This window comes from Kitasatospora sp. NPDC058218, assembly GCF_042882445.1.
Classification (GTDB): Bacteria; Actinomycetota; Actinomycetes; order Streptomycetales; family Streptomycetaceae; genus Kitasatospora.
Window position 1 is genome coordinate 21,448 of record NZ_JBHVWC010000018.1, and the last position, 18,256, is coordinate 39,703.

At 73.6% G+C, this 18,256-nt stretch carries 16 protein-coding genes and 1 pseudogene; 8 read left to right on the forward strand and 9 right to left on the reverse strand.

Annotation, left to right across the window (positions count from 1 at the left end):
• Window positions 1-137: 137 nt before the first annotated feature.
• Both ACFVYI_RS13685 and ACFVYI_RS13690 read left to right on the forward strand, forming a co-directional pair.
• Window positions 138-713 (forward strand): sigma-70 family RNA polymerase sigma factor, encoded by a 576-nt coding sequence (locus ACFVYI_RS13685; protein WP_387884584.1) that lies wholly within the window; start codon window positions 138-140, stop codon window positions 711-713.
• Complete coding sequence (locus ACFVYI_RS13690) at window positions 710-1,453, forward strand: anti-sigma factor domain-containing protein (protein ID WP_387884587.1); 744 nt, start codon at window positions 710-712, stop codon at window positions 1,451-1,453. The genes ACFVYI_RS13685 and ACFVYI_RS13690 overlap by 4 nt, the downstream gene beginning before the upstream one ends.
• Window positions 1,454-1,534: 81 nt before the next feature.
• Here ACFVYI_RS13690 and ACFVYI_RS13695 read toward each other — a convergent pair whose 3' ends face one another.
• The gene (locus tag ACFVYI_RS13695) at window positions 1,535-2,089 is read right to left on the reverse strand and encodes an ATP-binding protein (protein WP_387884590.1); all 555 of its coding nucleotides are present in this window, start codon (window positions 2,087-2,089) and stop codon (window positions 1,535-1,537) included.
• Between the two features lie 463 nt (window positions 2,090-2,552).
• Here ACFVYI_RS13695 and ACFVYI_RS13700 point away from each other — a divergent pair, with 463 nt between their 5' ends.
• From ACFVYI_RS13700 to ACFVYI_RS13715, 4 genes are all read left to right on the forward strand, one after another.
• Window positions 2,553-5,624 (forward strand): ATP-binding protein, encoded by a 3,072-nt coding sequence (locus ACFVYI_RS13700; protein ID WP_387884592.1) that lies wholly within the window; start codon window positions 2,553-2,555, stop codon window positions 5,622-5,624.
• Between the two features lie 75 nt (window positions 5,625-5,699).
• Window positions 5,700-6,770, forward strand: coding sequence for a class I SAM-dependent methyltransferase (locus ACFVYI_RS13705; RefSeq protein ID WP_387884594.1), 1,071 nt, complete (start codon window positions 5,700-5,702; stop codon window positions 6,768-6,770).
• Window positions 6,767-8,221: an amidase gene (locus ACFVYI_RS13710; protein ID WP_387884597.1), complete on the forward strand. Its 1,455-nt coding sequence runs from the start codon at window positions 6,767-6,769 to the stop codon at window positions 8,219-8,221. Before ACFVYI_RS13705 ends, ACFVYI_RS13710 begins: the two co-directional genes overlap by 4 nt.
• Window positions 8,222-8,559: 338 nt before the next feature.
• Window positions 8,560-9,726, forward strand: coding sequence for a methyltransferase domain-containing protein (locus ACFVYI_RS13715; RefSeq protein ID WP_387884599.1), 1,167 nt, complete (start codon window positions 8,560-8,562; stop codon window positions 9,724-9,726).
• Between the two features lie 129 nt (window positions 9,727-9,855).
• Here the strand turns inward: ACFVYI_RS13715 and ACFVYI_RS13720 are convergent, their stop codons facing one another.
• From ACFVYI_RS13720 to ACFVYI_RS13755, 8 genes and pseudogenes are all read right to left on the reverse strand, one after another.
• Window positions 9,856-10,500, reverse strand: coding sequence for an AraC family transcriptional regulator (locus tag ACFVYI_RS13720; protein ID WP_387884822.1), 645 nt, complete (start codon window positions 10,498-10,500; stop codon window positions 9,856-9,858).
• A 150-nt stretch (window positions 10,501-10,650) separates the two neighbouring features.
• Complete coding sequence (locus ACFVYI_RS13725) at window positions 10,651-11,244, reverse strand: hypothetical protein (RefSeq protein ID WP_387884601.1); 594 nt, start codon at window positions 11,242-11,244, stop codon at window positions 10,651-10,653.
• A gap of 359 nt (window positions 11,245-11,603) precedes the next feature.
• A complete protein-coding gene (locus tag ACFVYI_RS13730; RefSeq protein ID WP_387884603.1) occupies window positions 11,604-12,161 on the reverse strand; it encodes a hypothetical protein in 558 nt (185 codons plus the stop codon).
• Window positions 12,162-12,345: 184 nt separating this feature from the next.
• A pseudogene (locus ACFVYI_RS13735) lies at window positions 12,346-12,471 on the reverse strand (GTP cyclohydrolase I); the annotation flags it as partial.
• A 159-nt stretch (window positions 12,472-12,630) separates the two neighbouring features.
• On the reverse strand, window positions 12,631-13,065 hold the full coding sequence (locus ACFVYI_RS13740; protein WP_387884606.1) for a glutamate ligase domain-containing protein: 435 nt from the start codon (window positions 13,063-13,065) through the stop codon (window positions 12,631-12,633).
• A gap of 349 nt (window positions 13,066-13,414) precedes the next feature.
• Window positions 13,415-14,179, reverse strand: a complete 765-nt coding sequence (locus ACFVYI_RS13745; protein WP_387884609.1) for an ALF repeat-containing protein — start codon at window positions 14,177-14,179, stop codon at window positions 13,415-13,417.
• 411 nt (window positions 14,180-14,590) lie between these two features.
• A complete protein-coding gene (locus ACFVYI_RS13750) occupies window positions 14,591-15,652 on the reverse strand; it encodes a HEAT repeat domain-containing protein (protein WP_387884611.1) in 1,062 nt (353 codons plus the stop codon).
• Between the two features lie 157 nt (window positions 15,653-15,809).
• Complete coding sequence (locus ACFVYI_RS13755; RefSeq protein WP_387884612.1) at window positions 15,810-16,427, reverse strand: TetR/AcrR family transcriptional regulator; 618 nt, start codon at window positions 16,425-16,427, stop codon at window positions 15,810-15,812.
• Between the two features lie 35 nt (window positions 16,428-16,462).
• Here ACFVYI_RS13755 and ACFVYI_RS13760 point away from each other — a divergent pair, with 35 nt between their 5' ends.
• Both ACFVYI_RS13760 and ACFVYI_RS13765 read left to right on the forward strand, forming a co-directional pair.
• The gene (locus ACFVYI_RS13760; RefSeq protein ID WP_387884614.1) at window positions 16,463-17,329 is read left to right on the forward strand and encodes an alpha/beta fold hydrolase; all 867 of its coding nucleotides are present in this window, start codon (window positions 16,463-16,465) and stop codon (window positions 17,327-17,329) included.
• Window positions 17,330-17,417: 88 nt separating this feature from the next.
• A complete protein-coding gene (locus ACFVYI_RS13765; RefSeq protein ID WP_387884617.1) occupies window positions 17,418-18,194 on the forward strand; it encodes a DUF998 domain-containing protein in 777 nt (258 codons plus the stop codon).
• Window positions 18,195-18,256: the final 62 nt, after the last annotated feature.

Genomic DNA, 18,256 nt, shown 5'->3' on the forward strand with positions numbered 1-18,256 from the left:
CGAAGAGAGGGTGAGAGTCATTCGTTGTCTCGGCCGGGTCCTTCCCGCCGACCGTGGGAGGGCCCCTTGATGTTGTTGCGTGCGCCATTGCCCCGGCCGTTCAGCCACGGCCCCTCGGGGGTGGCGTGGTGAGCGCCGTGATCCACCTATCGGGACCGGGGCGGCCCGGGCCCGATCTGAAGGAGCTCATCGGAAAGGTCGCCCTGGGCGACCAGAACGCCTTCGGCGGTCTGTACGACGCCGTGGCCGGCCCCGTGCTCGGGCTGGTGCGGCGGGTGCTGCGCGACCCCGCCCAGTCGGAGGAGGTCGCGCAGGAGGTCCTGCTGGAGGTGTGGCGCAAGGCCGGCCAGTACCGGTCCGAGCGCGGCGAGGTGATGGCGTGGGTCCTCACCATCGCCCACCGCCGCGCGGTGGACCGGGTCCGGGCCGCGCAAGCGGCCGCGGACCGGGAGCAGCGGATCGCCGCCGCCTCCCACGCGCCGGCCTACGACGAGGTCTCCGAGCAGGTCGAGGGACGCTTGGAACGCGAGCAGGTGAGGCGCTGCCTCAAGGGCCTCACCGAGCTGCAGCGCGAGTCGCTGACCCTGGCGTACTTCCGGGGCTGCACCTACCCGCAGGTCGCCGACCTGCTGGGCGTCCCGCTGGGGACCGTCAAGACACGGATGCGCGACGGGCTGATCCGGATGCGCGACTGCCTGGGGGTGGGCGCATGAGCGCCGCGGACCTGCACACGCTCACCGGCGCGTACGCCGCGCACGCCCTCGAACCCGACGAGCGCGCGGAGTTCGACCTGCACCTCGAACGCTGCGCGGCGTGTACGCAGGAGGTCGCCGAGTTCACCGCGACCCTGGCGCGGCTGGGGTCGGCCCAGGCCGTCCCCGTCGCGCCGGAGTTCAAGCAGCGAGTCATGGACGCCCTGGAGACGGTGCGGCAGGATCCTCCCGACACAGCCCCGCTGTCGCCGGGACCACGCACCGGGACCGCGCGTCGGGCACTGCCGCGGCTCGCGCTGGCGGCCTGCCTGGCGCTGGCCGTCGGCGCGGGCGGCCTGGCCCTCCAACAGCACCACCAGGCCGACCGAGCCCGCGCCGCGGCCACGGCCCTTCAACGGCAACAGGACCGGATCGCCGCTCTGCTCACCGCGCCGGACGCCCGCACCACCAGCGGCAAGGTCACCGGAAGCGGGGCGGCCACCGTGGTGTGGTCGCACAGCCAGGACAGGGCGGGATTCCTGGCCTCCGGAATGCCCCCACTGACCGAGGGCACCACCTACCAGCTGTGGTTCGACGACGGCGGAACGATGCGCCCTGCCGGACTGCTGCCCACGGCAAGCGGGGCGTTGATGCTGAGCGGGGCGCTGACCAGCGCGAGCGGAGTCGGCCTCACCGTCGAACCCGCCGGTGGATCACCACAGCCGACGGGAACGCCGCTGGTGCTCCTCGCGTTCGGCTGAGCCCCGACAGCCCCGCCATCGGTTGCCCCGACCACGAAGGTCGGGGCAACCGATGGCGGGGAGTCCTGCCCTGGATACGGATCACCCCGTGGGTGTCCGGGGCGAGGCCTGCGCGATCATTGAGCTCACCGTGGCGACGCGGTGAGCCAGGTCGCCGGCAGGGATGTCGATGAGCTCGTAGCCGAACGCGCGGTAGCTCTCTTCGTGGATCTTTTCGAAAGCCAGTGATTCCTGGTAACTGATCCGCCGGGCTGCGGTCGGCTCGCAGAACCCCAGATTGCGGACGAAGATCACTTGCCGCTCGTAGACCCCTTCCGAGGTGATCCGTTCGAGCTCCGCGGCCAGCGCCGGGGACACCGGCCACCCCAAGTAGGTGGTGAGCGCGTGGGTGCAGACAGGCGATCTGTCGAACACCTGAACGGAGCCGGTGGCCTCCAGCTGTCGCTGTCGCTGCAGCGCGACGATGTCGTCGATGAAGGACGCCCGTGTCCACGGCTGGTCCTCGCCCAGCGCCTGCGCTCGTGCGATGACCGCCGTTGCCGCCTCCTCGACAACCCCGTAGCCAAGCTCGTCCAGGCACCGCAAGAGCGAAGTCTTGCCCGCGCCCGGCGTGCCGGTGAGAACGTACCGCCGCATGATTCGAGAACCCTTTCCTACAGGTCGAGACCGGTCCATTGGTCGCCGCTCGGGCCTCCGGCGGAGGCAACGAGCCGGTGGAGCCCTGGAGATGGGGACGGGGGCACAGGCGGATCCTCGAACGGCTCATGTGCCGGAGACGCCTCTGATACCCGAGGCGTTGAGCGAGGCGACCACGGCCGGACTGCTCAACGTCCTTCTTGGTCCCAGTACATCCCGTCGACCGCGGTCCCGGCAACCACCGCTGAGTCACCGGGTGTTGGAGCGAACGGTTCAGGAGCCCTGCCACATCGACCCCAGGAGAACCGGCCGAGGAACAGGACGCCGTCCTCGGGGTCCTCGTGAGGCCGCCCGGCGCGGCAGGGAGCATCGGACTCCGGCCTGGTACGAGCACCGGGTCGCGCGTTGGAGCCGGTGGCCGAATGGGTGGCCCGGGGCGGAGAATGCGGGTGTGGTCTCACGGGTGGAACCGCCCCTGGTCGGCCGTACGGCGCTGGTCGATTCGCTGTGCCGTGCCGTGGACACGGCTGCGGGCGGGCGTGGGGCGCTGGTGCTGCTGGCCGGGGAGGCGGGGATCGGGAAGACCGCGCTGGCGGCCGAGGTCGTGCGCTACGCGGCCGACCTCGGGCTGGCGACCGCGTGGGGCAGCTGCGAGGCCGGTGACGCGACCCCGGGTCTGTGGCCGTGGCGCCGGATCCTGGGATCGGTGGCCGGTCCGGCGGGGCCGTTCGCGCCGCACGGGGCGTGGGAGGTGGCCGGCGTCGACGCGCAGGGGGCGCGGCTGGCGCTGTTCGAGCGGATCACCGAGGCGCTGCTGGGGCGAGGGGCACTGGTCGCCGTACTGGACGATCTGCAGTGGGCCGATCCCGCGTCGGTGCTCCTGCTGGACCACCTGGCTCGCAGGGCCCGGCACGAACCGCTACTGCTGCTGGGGACCTACCGCGATGTGGAGCTTGCCGACGACCACCGGCTGCGCGCTCTGTCGGGTGCCGACGTCGTCGCTCTCGGGGGCCTGGCGCCGGCCGATGTGGGTGTGTTGCTGGAGCGCATCGGCGGTGCGGTCGGCCAGGAGAGGGCCGAGTCCGTGCACCGGCGTACGGGCGGCAATCCGTTCTTCGTGCAGCAGATCGCGCGGCTCCGGGCGGCCGGCGGCGACAACGGGGCAGTGCCCGCCGCGGTCGGCCAGGTCGTGGCGCGGCGCCTGGCCCGACTGCCGGATACGACGGCGCGGCTGCTGGGCACCGCGGCGGTGATCGGGCGCAGCTTCGGAGTCGGTCTGCTGGCGTCGGTGGCACGCCTGCCCGATGTCCGGCTGCCCGACCTGCTCGCTCCCGCCGTCGAGGCCCGCATCGTGGCCCGTGATGAGGAAGGCCCCGGCTACAGCTTCGTTCATGACCTCTTCCGTGAGGAGCTGGCGGCGCAGCTCGCTCCGGTGGCCCGCGCCCGCACGCACCTGGCCGTCGCGCACGCGTTGGAGGGCAGCGAACGGGTCGCCGAGCTGGCTCGTCACTACGCGGATGCCCTCCCGGTGGGCCCCGTAGGGCCGGCGGTGGACTACGCCGTACGGGCGGCCCGGGCAGCGATGGACCAGCTCGCCTTCGAGGAGGCCGTCCGGCAGTGGCGCCGGGCCGTGCGGCTGAGCGGCGACGGCGAAGCGCGGACGGTGCGGATGCGCCTGGAGCTGGCCGAGGCGCAGCTGTGCGCCGGGATGCGCGAGGCCGCCGTGGAGGGGTTCGGTGCGGTGGCGCGGGCGTCCAACGATCCGGGGGTGGCCGCGGTTGCGGCACTGGGCCTGCACCGGGCCGGGATCAGGTCCGGGGATTCCCGGCGGCAGGTGGTCGCGTTGCTGGAGCGCGCCGAGGTGGCGCTGCGCGGCCGGGCGGCGGACGGTGGGCTGCGCGCGCAGGTGCTGGCCGCGGTGGCACGCGAGTCGGCCGACGGGCCGGAGCGGGATGTGGAGGGTGCGCGTGCCCGGGCGCGGGAGGCGGAGCGGACGGCGCGCGCGGCGGGTGACCGGCGTGCCCTGGCCACTGCCTTGTTCGCGCGCCACGATGTGGAGTGGGCTCCGGGCACGGCCGGGCGGCGGCTGACGATCGCGGAGGCGATGACGGCGGCGGCGGTCGCGGCCGGTGACACGGAGCTGGAGTTCGAGGGGCTGTTCTGCCGGTTCGTGGCGCTGGTGGAGCTGGCCGACCCACGGGCGGTCACGGCCCTGTACGAGGTCGCGCAGGCGGCCGAGCGTTCGCGGCTGCCCAGGGCGCGCTACCTGGTCCGCTCGCGGGAGGCGGCGATGGCACTGCTGCGGGGCCGCTTCGAGGAAGGCGGCCGGCTGTCCCGCGAGGCCGCCGAGCTGGCCGAGGCGATCGGTGAGCCGGACGGCATCGGGGTCGCCGCCACGCAGCGCATGACCGCCGCAGTGGCCCGCGGCGGTCCCGGTGGCGTGGTGGCGGTGCTGGAGGAGTTCGGCGACGCCGGGCTGCCACCGGAGCTCCTGCCGCACTGGCGCTGCTTCGCCGCACTGGCGGCCGGCGAGCCGGAGGCGGCGGCCGCCGTCCTGCGCGCCCTGCCGCCGGCCGACGACCTCGCGGGCTACCGCTGGCGGGCCCTGGCGGGCATGGCGTTCGAGGTGGAGATCGCCGCCGCGGCCGGAGTCGGCGAGGTGCTTCAGGACCGGTACCAGCGGCTGCTGCCGTACGAGCAGGAGATCGTCGTGGTGGGTGGAGCGGTCGCCGCCCTTGCTCCTGTGAGCCTGTATCTCGGCCTCGCCGCTCCGGACCCGCAGCGGGCCGCACTCCACCTGGAGACCGCGCTCGCGGCCGCCGAACGCGTCGGCGCGCTGCCCGACACCACCCGGGCCAGGTACGAACTCGGCCGCGTGCTGCTCGCCCGCGACCCCGGCAGCGACCGCGGACGGCGGCTGCTCGCCCTGGCGCTGGCCGCCGCCGAGGACCAGGGCCTGGCGTGGCTGCGCGACCGAGCCGCGGCCGCCCTCGCGCACATGGACACCAGGAGTGTCTTCCGCCGCGACGGCGAGGTGTGGACCCTCGGCTACGCGGGGCGCACCGTGCGCCTGAAGGACGCCAAGGGGCTGCACGACCTGGCGCGACTGGTGTCCTGCCCCGGGCAGGAGGTGCCCGCCACCCACCTGCTGGCCGGCGAGGACGTGCCGTCACCCGGCAGTGACGAACTGCTCGACGAGCAGGCACGCGCGGCCTACCGTGCCCGTCTCGACCGGCTGGACGAGGAGATCACCGCCGCGCGGGAGCGCGACGACCCCGCAGGACTCGCCCGCGCGCAGAACGAACGCGACGCCCTGATCGCGGAACTGCGCCGTGCCTACGGCCTCGGCGGGCGCCCGCGCCGCCTCGGCGACGCCGGCGAACGCGCCCGCACCACCGTCACCGCACGCATCCGCGACACGCTGCGCCGCATCGAACACGAACACCCCGAACTCGCCGCGCACCTGTCCGCGTCGGTCACCACCGGCCGCTCCTGCGCCTACCGTCCCGAAGAGCCCGTGCACTGGCAGCTGTGAACCCCCGGCCCACACGATGTGAGCCCGATTCTCACGCCCCTTGGTCATCAGCACTTCCCGAGAGAGGTGATCGAGATGGCACCCCTGGACACCGCCAGGCTCGACGAGGCCGTGGGAACGGTCTTCGGCGACCTCGGCGTCAACTGCACCGCCCCCCTGATCGTGCTGGGCGACCGGCTCGGCCTGTTCCGCACCCTGGCGGGTGCGGGCCCGCTCGGTTCGGGCGAACTCGCCGACCGCACCCACCTGGTGGAGCGCTACGTACGGGAGTGGGCACGCGGCGTCGCCGTCGCGGGCTACCTGGACTACGACCCCGCCACGGACCGCTTCACGCTCACCGACGAGTACGCCGCCGTGCTGGCCGACGACCGGACGCCGACCTCACTGATCGGGGTCTTCCCCGGCCTCCGGGCCCTGTGGGCGGACCTCGACCTCGTCGAGGGCTTCTTCCGCACCGGCGGCGGCATGGGCTGGGGCGAGCACCACCCCGCGCTCGGCGCGGCCCAGGAGCGCTTCACCCGCCCCGCCTACGTGCACGGCCTGATCGCCGCCTGGATCCCGGCCGTGGCGGGCATCGAACCGAAGCTCCGCGCCGGTGCGCGAGTCGCCGACCTCGGCTGCGGCTACGGCCTGTCCTCGATCCTGATCGCCCAGCAGTGGCCGAACACCACCGTGACCGGTTTCGACCCCGACGACGCCTCCATCGCCCACGCCCGCGCGGCCGCGTCCAAGGCAGGCCTGGACGGCCGGGTCGCCTTCGAGGTCGCCGACGCCGCCGGCTACCCCGGCAACGGCTACGACCTGGTCACCTTCACCGACTCCCTCCACGACATGGGCGACCCGGTGGCCGCCGCCGCGCACGCCCGCACCACCCTCGCCGCCGACGGCGCCGTCCTGGTCGTCGAACCGCTCGCCGCCGACCGGTTCGCCGACGACTTCACCAACCCCTACACCCGGATCGGCTACGCCATCTCCACCCTGGTCTGCACCCCGTCCGCGCTCGCCCAGGACGGGGCCACCGCGCTCGGCGCGATGGCCGGCGAATCCCGGCTGCGCGAGGTGCTCACCACCGCCGGGTTCACGCGGCTCCGGCGCCTCGCCCGGGACGGCGCACCGATCAACCTCGTCCTGGAGGCCCGGCCGTGACCACCCTCACCACCGCCGACGTCGAACACATCACCGCCCTCGACGCCACCGGCCAGGCCGAACTGGTACGCACCGGCCAGGTGAGCGCACCGGAACTGGTCACCGCGGCGATCACCCGGATCGAGCGCCTCAACCCCCGGATCAACGCGGTCGTCACGCCCACCTTCGACCGCGCCCTCGATCAGCTCCGCACCGGGCTCCCGAACGGCCCGTTCACTGGGGTGCCCTACCTGCTCAAGGACCTCGCCACCGAGCAGACCGGCGTCCGCTTCACCGAGGGCTCGGCCTTCCTGCGCGAGAACACCTCCCAGCGGGACCAGGAGCTCGTCCGGCGCCTGCGCGCCGCCGGACTGGTCCTGCTCGGGAAGACCAACACCCCGGAGTTCGGTATGGCCCCGACCTGCGAGCCGCTGCTGCACGGGCCGACCCGCAACCCCTGGGACCTGAGCCGCACCACCGGCGGCTCCTCCGGAGGCTCGGCCGCGGCCGTCGCCGCACGCATGGTGCCGGCCGCACACGGCAACGACGCCGGCGGCTCCCTCCGCTTCCCCGCCTCCTGCTGCGGCCTGTTCGGCCTCAAGCCCAACCGCGCCCGCGTCCCGCTCGGTCCCGCCTACGGAGACGCCTTCGGCGGCTGGGCCGCCGAGCACGCCCTCACCCGCACCGTCCGCGACTCCGCCGCCCTGCTCGACGCCGTCGCCGGCCCCGAACCGGGCGACCCCTACCCCGCCCCACCGGCCACCGGTCCCTTCCGGGCCGAGGTGGACCGCGAGCCCGGAGTGCTGCGGATCGCCTACAGCCTGCGCACCGCCGAAGGGCACCCGGTCCACCCCGACTGCGCCGCTGCCCTCCACGACGCCGTCCGGCTGTGCACGGACCTCGGCCACGATCTCGCCGAGCAGGACCTGCCGGGCCTCACCGCGGACGTGGGCGACGCCATCGGTACCGTCTACGGGGCCGCGATGGCCTGGATCATCGCGTACTGGACCCGCGAACGGGGCCGCGCACCGCGACCGGAGGAACTGGAACCGTACACCCGCGCCTACGGGTCGCACGGCCGGCGCGTCACCGGCGGCGCCTACCTGCTGGCCGTCACCACCGTGCAGGCCTTCGCCCGCACCGTCGCCCGCTTCCTCACCCGCTACGACGCCTGGCTCACCCCCACACTGGCCCAACCGCCGCTCCGACTGGGGGAGATGACCTCCACCGAGGACGATCCCTGGCGCACCGCCCGCGCCGGCGCACCCTTCATCGCCTTCCCCGCCGTCATCGCCAACATCACCGGCGCCCCCGCCATGTCCGTCCCCCTGTACTGGCCGGAGGAGGGCCTGCCGATCGGCGTGCACTTCCTCGCCCGCACCGGAGCCGAAGCCACCCTCTTCCGCCTCGCCGGTCAGCTGGAACGTGCCCGCCCCTGGTCCCACCACACACCCGACACGGCCTGGGTCTGACCGCACCGAGCGGACCGGGGACGCCCCGCCGCCACACAATCCCCCGACCCGACCGCTCTTGCGCGAAGACCTGAGTGGTCCCGGCAGGGCGCTGCCGGGACCACTGGTGTTCCGGGGGCGCGGGTGTGGTGGTCAGCGCTCCCGGCGTGCTGCTGCGCCCCCCTTCCGCCGGCGCGACGGGGCGGTCAGGATGGCCGGGGTTGTCGTCCTGTGCACGAAGGGGGCCTGATGGGGAGCCACGAGAAGCCTGCGCCGGATCCGGGCAAGGGTGACCCGCCGCCGGGGAACGCGGACGGGCAGGTCCCGAAGCCGCCGCCGGGCGACGGGAAGCACAAGAAGTGACGTCCGACCTGGCCACGTTGCGGGCGCGCCTGGATGAGGCGATGGCCGCGCGCGGGGCCTGGCCCGGGCGGGCGCCGTGGCTGCGCGAGGCGGTCGCGGCGTTGCCGCGGGACCTGTTCGCGCCGGACCGGCTGCTGCGGTGGGACGGGCAGGCGTACGTACCGGTCGACCGGCAGGTCGATCCGGACGGCTGGGCCCTGCAGTTGTACGGAGAGCAGGACGCGGCCGCGGTCACCCAGGTGACGGGCGGGCTGCCGTCCTCCAGTCTGTCCGCGCAGGGCGTGGTGGTGGACATGCTCGACAGCCTGCTGCTGGAGCCCGGGCACCGGGTGTGGGACATCGGCACGGGGCAGGGCTGGAACGCCGCGTTGGCGGCGTGGCGGGCCGGCCCGGGCCGGGTGGTGTCGACCGAGGTGGACGAAGGCCTCGCCGCGTTCGCGCGCGGGCGCCTGGCCGCGGCCGGCCTGCGGGTGGAGGTCGTGGTGGCGAACGCGACCGGCACGCTGCCGAAGGCCCCGGTGGACCGGCTGATCGCCACCTACGCGGTCGAGCGGGTTCCGTGGGCGTGGGTGGCGGCGGTCCGGCCGGGCGGGCGGCTCGTCGTCCCCTGGGGCCGGCTGGGACACGTCGCCCTGGACGTCGCCGACGACCACCGGCAGGCGTCCGGCTGGATCCAGGGCCTCGCGCAGTTCATGGCCGACCGCACCGCCGGCCCGGCGCCGGCGGCCGGGCACGCCGGCTACGCCGCGGTGCGCGGCACCGGTCCGGCCGAGGTGAAGCGCGTGGTCGAACGTGACCTCGCGCCGCTCGCCGACAGCTGGGACCTGCGGTTCGCGCTGCGGGTCGCCGTGCCGGACGCCGTGGTCATCACCGGCACGGACGAGGACGGGGTGTCGGCGTGGACGCACGACGGCGACCGGTCCTGGGCGGCGCTGTCGGCCGGCGGCGACGGTACGGCGACCATGTACCAGGGCGGGCCCCGGCGGATCGGCGACGAGCTGATGATCGCCTGGGCGGCGTGGGAGGCGCTGGGGCGGCCGGATCCGTACGGCTACGGCATGACGGTGCGGCCGGACGGCCAGTTCGTGTGGCTGGGCGATCCGGTGAACGGCCCGCGCTGGGCCGCCGGCGGGGCCGTAGCGGCCGGTGGGCCGGCTCGTTGAGCACGGTGTGAGCAGCGTTCGTCGTGCCGGTGGCGGCTCTGGTCCGGGGTCTTGATCTGCGGGGTGCCGGAGTGGTGGGCCGGGCACCGCTTCGACATCCAGATGGTTCAGGGACGTGAGGCAGCGGCGCTACGCCCGCCGTAGCGAAGCCGACGCCGTCCGCCGCTCCCGGCGATATGCCCCGGGCGGGGCACCGAAGTGCCGCTTGAAGGCCTTCGCGAACGCGAATTCCGAGGTGTAGCCGGCGTTCTCGGCCACGGCGCTCAGCGAGTCGACCGTCTCGCGCAGCATCCGCGCCGCGATGGCCATCCGCCACGCCGTCAGGTAGCCGAGCGGCGGCTCGCCGACCACCGTGGTGAACCGCCGGGCGAACACGGCGCGCGACAGCCCGGCCCGGCTCCCCAGCGATTCGACGGTCCACGGATGTGCCGGGTCGTCGTGGATCGCTTTCAGCGCCGGGGCGATCAACGGATCGTTCAGTGCCGAGGCCCAGCCCTGCGTCCGTTCCCTGGGCAACTCGGCGTACCAGAACCGCAGGATGTAGAGAAGCAGCAGATCGACGAGCGCCGTGACCACCGCGTCCGAACCCGGCTGAGGCCGGTGGATCTCGGCGCAGAGCTGATCGACCGCCGAGCGCAGCGCCGGATGGCGCCCGGGGCCGGCCGGGAGGTGCACGACCTCCGGAAGGTCGCCGAGCAGCGGATGCGGCCGGTCGATGCCGGAGGCCTTCCTCCGAGCACAAGGCAGCGGTCTTCCCGTGCAGCGCGTCGGCAGCCCCGAGAAGGCTGCGGCGGCCTACCTCTACCTCCTGAGCGACGGCTACGCGACCGGCACGGTGCTCACCCTCGACGGCGGAGCCGCACTGGCCTGACATCGGCCGCTGTCGGACCGGCAAGCCCCGGTCCGACAGCCTCGGGCGCCGACTCAGGACTTCTTCGGAGGCACCCAACTCTCGTTCGGCCGGGGCCGCTCGATCCCCAACGGTTCGCCGAACCCACCGAGCGTGTAGGTGGCCGCAGGCTGACTGTTCGACGGGTCGAACTCGACCTTGACCGGATACGGCGTGCCCTCCGCCGCGACCGAGGCCATCGTGATCCCGGAGGGGCCGGCCGAGCGCAGGACGACCACCGGTGTCTGCCCGACCGTGCCGGTGCCGACCCGGGTCACCTTGAGGGTCTTCGTCTCCGGGGCGTCGCTCCAGATCAGATCGGCCACCGGCTTGACGGTGCACCGCACCCGGTAGTCCTTCATGGCCGCCTCGTTCCCGGTACTCGGGAACCACTTCAGCATGAGCGCCAGCACATCGTCCATGTCCTCCGGCGCGGTGTGGCTCCTCGTCGCCGAGTCGTGCTCCACCCACTCCCGATCCGGGTGCGACCAGGCCTCGTCACCGATCATCCGGAACAGGATCGACCCGTGCTCGACCGCCATCTCGCCGGCGCAGCCGCCCTGTTGGTCGAAGGAAACGCGGTTCGTCGGATTCTTGACCTGACTCGGCTGCTCGTGCAGCAGCGACACCGACGGCGAACCGGTCAGAGCCGCCCGGGCCCGCCGCGCGAGTTCGGGCGCCTCGGTGTCCTCACTGGGTGTCGCGGACGGCGGGACCGTGGCCGGGACGGATGCGACGGCGGCCCCGCTCGTCTCGGGACTCGCCGCCGAGGTCCTCGCCCCTGCGCCGCACGCCGCCGGCGCCATCACCGCGGCCACGGTCGCCGCGACCGCAAGCACCCCCGAACGTCGCACTCGCCCACCCCTGTTCATCGCTGGAACGATCACTGTCCCACGGGCCGGCAGACGGGCGGGCGGCAGTGGGCTGGGTCGTAGGCGGCCGGCGCTACCGCGGCAGCGTCTCCGGAACGCTCGCGCCGACCGGCCGCCTAGCGACGCAGGACGGTCCCGCCGTCGATGACCCAGAAGCCGGCCGGAATCGCGCCGCACTTGACGACTTCGGAGTGCGTCTGGGGGTTGGTCCGGTTCCAGCCGACCCGGCGCTGGTGCTGCTCGTCGGCCGGGTAGAAGGTGAGGCCGGCCTCGGGGTGCCGGCCCTCCTCGAAGAGGTACGGCTCGCCCCCGAACGGGGTGACCACGATCTGCGAGATGGGCCCGGTCACGGTGATGGCGCCGTTCCCGTCGACGGTCAGGCAGTCGACGTCGAACTCGGCCCGGGTGGTGCCGATCTTCTCGAACACGTGCTGCACCACGACGTGCCCCCGGGTGTGGCCGTCGACCGCACGGGCGCTGACCCGCGCGGTGATCCGCTCGCCTGGGTTGGGGCCCGGGCCGTGCTCGTTGAGCAGGGTCCAGCTGTGCAGCGCGAGGTGCCCGGCCGGTAGGGGGGTGGCAGGCGCGGGCTCAGCCGCAGCGGTGCCGGCCGTCCCGGCCGCGAACGCCACGACCGCAGTGGTGAGCGCGATGGAAGTGGTGAGCTTTCGCATGGTCAATCCTCAGGGGGGAGACAGGAGTCGGGCTGTTTCCCGACTGCCTCCAACCTCCCAGCTCACCCCCGGTCGCGGCCTCCGCCGCAGGGAGGGCCCGGCTCCCCCGGGCGGGGGAACCGCTCCTCCCCCGCCCGACGCACCGAGTGGCAGGTCACCGCGCGATGTGGCGTCTCATGTCCAGGGCGAGGGCGACCGCGAGCCGGGCCAGCTGCGAGAGCCCCGTGATCTTGCCGTCGGCGGACGGGACGTAGCCGACGTGCGCGACACCGACGAAGGGCACGAGGTGATGCTCGCAGCAGCTCACGACCGAACTTTATCCACTGCACCTCTGCCGTGGAGGCGCCGAGATCGGCTCGGATCGCCGGGATCGCGATGGAGGAGACCGACTGGTCGAGCAGGGTCGTCAGGCCGGCGGCGAGGCGGACCCACAGCGTGACGCGGTCGGCCGCCGGCGTGGTCCTCCGCTTCACCGAGGCGTCAACCCGAGGTGGTCCCGGATCGCACCGACAAGGCGGAGCGAGCCCAGGGCCACCACCGGACGGTGCGGGGCGGCGGCCGCCGACGCGATGTCGAGGGCCTCGGAGACCTCCGCCGTCACGCCCAGGACGGAGTGCCCCGGCAGGAGCGCGGCCACGGCGGCCGGATCGGCCGAGCGGTCGCCCTCGGCCCGCGAGACGACGACGGGCCAGGTCGGTGGCAGCAGCTCCAGCATGTCCGGGATGACCTTGTCGCGCATCGCCGCGAAGACGACGACCACGCCGTCCGGATACCTGGCGGCCAGTTCCGGCACGACCGCCGCCAGTGCGTGCGGGTTGTGGGCCCCGTCCAGCACCAGATCGCCTGTCCACCCAGGGTTGATCCCGCTCCCGTCGACGACCTCCAGTCTCCCCGGCCAGTCCACGCCGCTCAGCGCCTTCTCCCACTCGTCGCGCGACGGAGCCCGCGCTCAGCCGGTGGGTCAGGGCGTCGACCGAGGCGACGGCCAGGGAGAGGTTCCGCGCCTGGAACTCGCCGGCCAGGGGCACGCGCAGGCGCCTGCGCGTGCCGAAGGGGGTGACGATGTCGACTCCCCCTCCACCGGGGTACGTCACGATCACCTCACGCCCGGCCCGGGCGACACTGCGCGCCGTGTCGAGGCTGTCGCGCATGGCGGCGCCGGCGGGAGACGGGAGGACCCCGAGCAGCACGTCGCCCCGGGCGCAAGGGTGCCCCCGACCGAAACAGCCAGGGGCACCAGGGCGTACTACGCGTCAGCTCTCGGCGGCGTGACGGCGGCGCGAGACGGCGACCAGGGCGGCACCGGCGGCGACGGCCGCGGCGGCGCCGCCGGCCTCCCAGCCGAGGCCCTCGTCCGCGCCGGTGGCGGCGAGCTGGCCGGAGGTCGGGGCGGCGGCGCCGGTGGTGGTAGTGGCGACCCGCGCGGGTGCCACGGCCGGAGCCGGGTTCGCGTTGGTGCTCACCGCGCCGGCGGGCTGGACGGTCTGCCCGGTCGGCTGGCCCTGCTCGGCACCGGAGTTCTGAGCCGCCTCGACCGACGTGGTGGGCTTGGCGGCGGCCGCCGCGTTGGCCTCGTCCTCGGCACGGGCCCTGTACTGGCCCTCCTTCAGGAACCTCAGAACGTCCTCGTAGGTGCCGTTGAGCGCGGCGCGGGCGGCGTTGTGGACAGCGGGACCGCCGCTGAGGAGCTGGGCAGCCTTGAGCCGGTTCTCCGACTGGCGCTCTTCCTCCAGTCCGACGGTGAGGAAGTACCGCAGGTCCGCGGCGGTACCGGCGAGAGCCTTCTTCGCGGCCGCACGAACATCGGGCCCCGACTCCTTGTCCGCCAGGATCCGCTGAACCTCGGCACGGTCCAGCGCCTCCTGGGAGTCGTGGTCCCCCACCGCATCGGATGCCGTGTCCGGACCGGACACCCCGGTCGGCGCCGGCTGCTCGGCAGCGGACGCCATCGACGGGAACAGCACGGTGGGCGCAAGCGCAGCCGCGGCCAGAACGGCGGAGACCTTGGGCAACTTCATCAAGCAAACCTGCTTCTTGAGCGGAGAACACGGAGAAAGATCGTGAACCCGGTCAGCATAGATCTTTTCATCTGATCAGCATGCCAACCTTCCGCCCGGGGCCTGCGCACACGGCACCCCTCCTCCAGTTCACCTGTGTCGGGGTTTCCGAGCTCACCGATCCTCAGCAGGCGACCGGTCCCGGTGGGGAGCGGCCCGCAGTGCAGCAACAGCGGGTGGCCGATGAGGCTCATCATCTGCGGTCCTCGTGCCGGCCGGATCGGTCGAGGAGGTCCAGTGGGTGATCAGGTCGCCGAGCTGTGACCGCAGTCGCCCCGGCGCGCGGTAGCTCCGGCGCCCCGCACCACATGCAAGGGCGGGGCTCCCGCCGGCCCCCTCGGCGACGCTTCCCCGGAAAGCTCCGATAGACCGTCAGCCCCCGGTCCGCTCGCCAGCGGAAGCAGTGAGGTCGGCCACCACCAGCTCGGCCGCCCGCACCGGGTCCCCGCTGGCGCGGGTGAGCAGTGAGGCCGCGTCGTAGCTCGCGTCGACCGTCGCCCGGTGGGTCACTTGCATGCGGTGCACCGACTCGTAGCGCGGCGAGCTGAGCGCCGCGCCGATGTCGGGGCGCAGCCGGTCCAACTCCACGACGACCGTCCAGGCGTCGTCCTCCATCCGGGCCCGTCGTACCGGGTCGCAGGCCGCGATGGCCCGGTCGGTTGCGGGTGCGTCGAACTCGTAGGCGTGCAGAGCCGGCAGGAGTTCGGGAACGCCCAGGATCTCCGCTGCGTCCAGGGTGAAGATCTGGGACCCGTCGTCGGAGTCCAGCAGGTGCGCGATCAGTGGGACGGCCCGTGGGTCGTGCCGTCTGGCGAGCCCTCGCGCGCCCTCTTCCCGGACCTCGCTGTCCTCATCGGTGGTGCACTTCCACAGCGCGTCCCTGATGGCGGTCGTGTCCAGCTCCAGTTGGAACCCCAACGTGAAGGCCGCCCAGTTGCGGACCTCGGGGTCCTGGTCCTGGGTGAGTCGGATCAGTGCCTGGACGTCGGGCCCGTCGGGCAGTCCGCTGTTGGCCGTGCTGAATTCCGAGGCGACCTGCCGCCGCACGTCGGCGTCCTCGTGTCCGGAGAGCCGTACCAGCACGGGAACGGCGCGCCGGTCCTGCGCCGAGCCCAGGCCGACGACGAGGGAACGCAGCACGCAGGCCTCCGTCTCCACCTCGGCCAACGCGATCAGGGCGGTTGCCGCCTCGCCACGCAGGGGCTCGTTCACACCGGCCGCGCTGCTCACCAGATCGCAGCCCACCTCCCGCCCCAGGGCCTCGGCCGACGCCAGCAACCCCACCCCGCAGCGCAACGCGGTCTCCCCGCTCTCCCCCTCCGCCGCCTCCCGGACCAGCGCCCAGTAGGCGTGCACGTCGTGGTCCGCCTCCGAGGCCTGCGCCACTCGCGCCGCAGCCATCAAGCGCCCCGTCAGCCCCACCGCGTTGTCCATGCGCGCATTCCTATCTCGAACGGCCTGCCGCCGGGTACTGAATTCCTGTGCCGGACCCGCGCGGGCCGAGGGCCGCCGGGCGAGTGCGTTCCAGCCAGTCGGACACCTGGCGCAGCGGGCGGCGGTGCGCCAGGTGTCCGCGGTCTGCCGGGCGTTGTCACCTGGTGTCCGCTGTCCGCTGGAACAGTTCGTCGAGGTGATGGGCGAGGATCGCGAGGGCCGCCTCACCGGTCCGCTGGCCGCCGAGGACGCTGGAGCCCAGGCCGTTGGTCAGCGCGAGCAGTCCGGCGGCCGTCCACTCCGGGTCGCGGCCGGCGCTGACCTCCCCGGTCTGCTGCGCGGCGCGGATCTGCTTGGCCAGGAACCCTTCGAGCAGGTCGGGCTGTGGTGTGCCGTGCTGCTCGACGAGCTTCGGGTCGCTCAGGACGAGCGTGTAGTACGCGGCGTAGGTCCGGGTGATCCGGCGGCTGTCGGCGTCCGTGGGCAGGATGCTCGACAGGATCGCGGCCACGACACTGCGCGGCGTCGGCGGGCTGCCGGCCGCGGCGATCCACTGCTGCATGCGGGCCTGGAGCTGCGCGCCGAGGCGCGTCAGGGCATCCATGAGCAGCTCGTCCTTGGTGTGGAAGTAGTACTGGACCAGGCGCAGCGAGACTCCGGCCTCGGCGGCGACGGCACGCATGCTCGCTGCTTGGAGGCCCTGGGAGTCCGCGATCCGCAGGAGCGCCTGCGCGATCTGGTCCCGGCGCTGCTCGTGGTCGACACGTGGGGGCATTGTTCGTCATCTCCATGTTGTGATACGACTGTATCATGACGATGGGTCAGTTCAGGAGTGATGCCGCCAGGGCCGGATTCCTCGGGGCCTACGACCGCGTTCTCGACCAGCTGTGGCCCGGGCCCCGTACGGCGGTCGACGCCCCCACCACCTTCGGCACCACCCGCGTGTACCGCAGCGGCAACGGCAACGGCAGCCCGATCGTGCTGCTGCCCGGGGCGGGCGGCAGCTCCCTCATGTGGCACCGCTACGTGCGCGCCCTCGGCGACCACCACGAAGTGATCACCGTCGACCCGGTCGGCGAGCCGGGCGCGAGCGTCCAGCGGGCACCGGTGCGCGACGGTCACGACGGCGCCGCCTGGCTCGAAGAACTCCTGACCGCCCTCGACGTGACGTCGGCGCACCTCGTCGGCTGCTCCTACGGAGGCTGGCTCGCCCTGAACCACGCGATCGACACCCCGGGGCGGATCGCCGCCCTCACCCTGCTCGACCCGGCCGGCTTCGCCCACCCGGGCCCGCGCTTCTACCGCTGGATGATCGCCGGCGCCCTCGCGGGACTCGCCCCCCGCCCCCTGCGTCCGCGCCTGGCACGCCTGGTCACCAACCACACCGTGCTGGAGCGCGAACTGATGAGCCTGGCACTGCCGGCCGCCGGATACCGGCGCCGACTGCCCCCGGCCACCCTGTTCACCGACAACGACCTGCACCGGCTGCGCACGCCCGCACAGTTCCTGCTCGGCGCCCGAAGCGCCCTGCACGACGCCCGGCAGGTCGCGGAACGCCTCGCCGACCGCGCGCCCGACGCCCTGGTCGAGATCGTGCCCGGCGCGGGACACGCACTCCCGATGGACCGGCCGGACCTGGTGACCGACCGCATCCTGCGGTTCGCCGCACCCCGGTAACCGGCCAGGACCCGCGCGAGCACCGACCACTCCCCACCGGGGCCCCATCCCGCCCCGGCCCACCACTACGGCCGCCGGCGGAGGATCCGTGCACGTCGACGAAGTGACCTCGGTACGGCTCCGCCGCCTCGCCGCCCTGCTCGGTGTCGCCGGCCCCGTGGTGTTCACCCTCGGGTGGGGCATCGGCCAGGCGGTGCAGGACGGGCGCTACGACCCGGGGCGCGACGACATCAGCGACCTGGGCGCGCTGACCGCCCGGCATCCGTGGATCGTACTCACCGGACAGGCCGTCTGCGGCGTCGCCACGGCCGTGTTCGCTCTCACCGCGCTGCGCCTCCTCGTGCGCGACAGTCGCGCCGGCCGCGCCGGTGCCTGGCTGCTGGCCCTCTCCGGATTCGGCCTGGGCAACCTCCTCGACACCCTCTTCCGGCTCGACTGCCGCGCGGCCGACGGCTGCGACGTCGCCCGACGGACCGCCTCCTGGCACGGCACGATCCACGAGATCGGCGGCGTCACCATCCTCTTGCTGGCCATGGCCCCCCTCGTGCTGACCATGGCCTTCCGCCACCTGCCCGGCTGGACCGGATTCGCGCAGGCCTCCCAAGCGGTCGGCTCGGTGCAACTCCTGCTCGTGATGGCCTCCCTCGCACTCGGCGGCCACGACGGCAGCGGGTACGCCCAACGGGCCATCGGCCTCCTCGCCTCCGCCTGGATGATCACGCTGGCCGTACGAACACTCCGACAGCCCCACACCCCGCTGCCGTCCTCAGCGGACGAGCCTCCCGACCGGGCAGCACCCGGGTGCCTGCCCAGGGGCCACGGTTGTGCTCAGCACAGCGAGCCGGGTCCGCCGAGGCGACCGTGACCGCGGCAACCGCTCGGCACCGACGGGGCCTGCCGGCGGAACGACGACGGAAGGACAGCGGA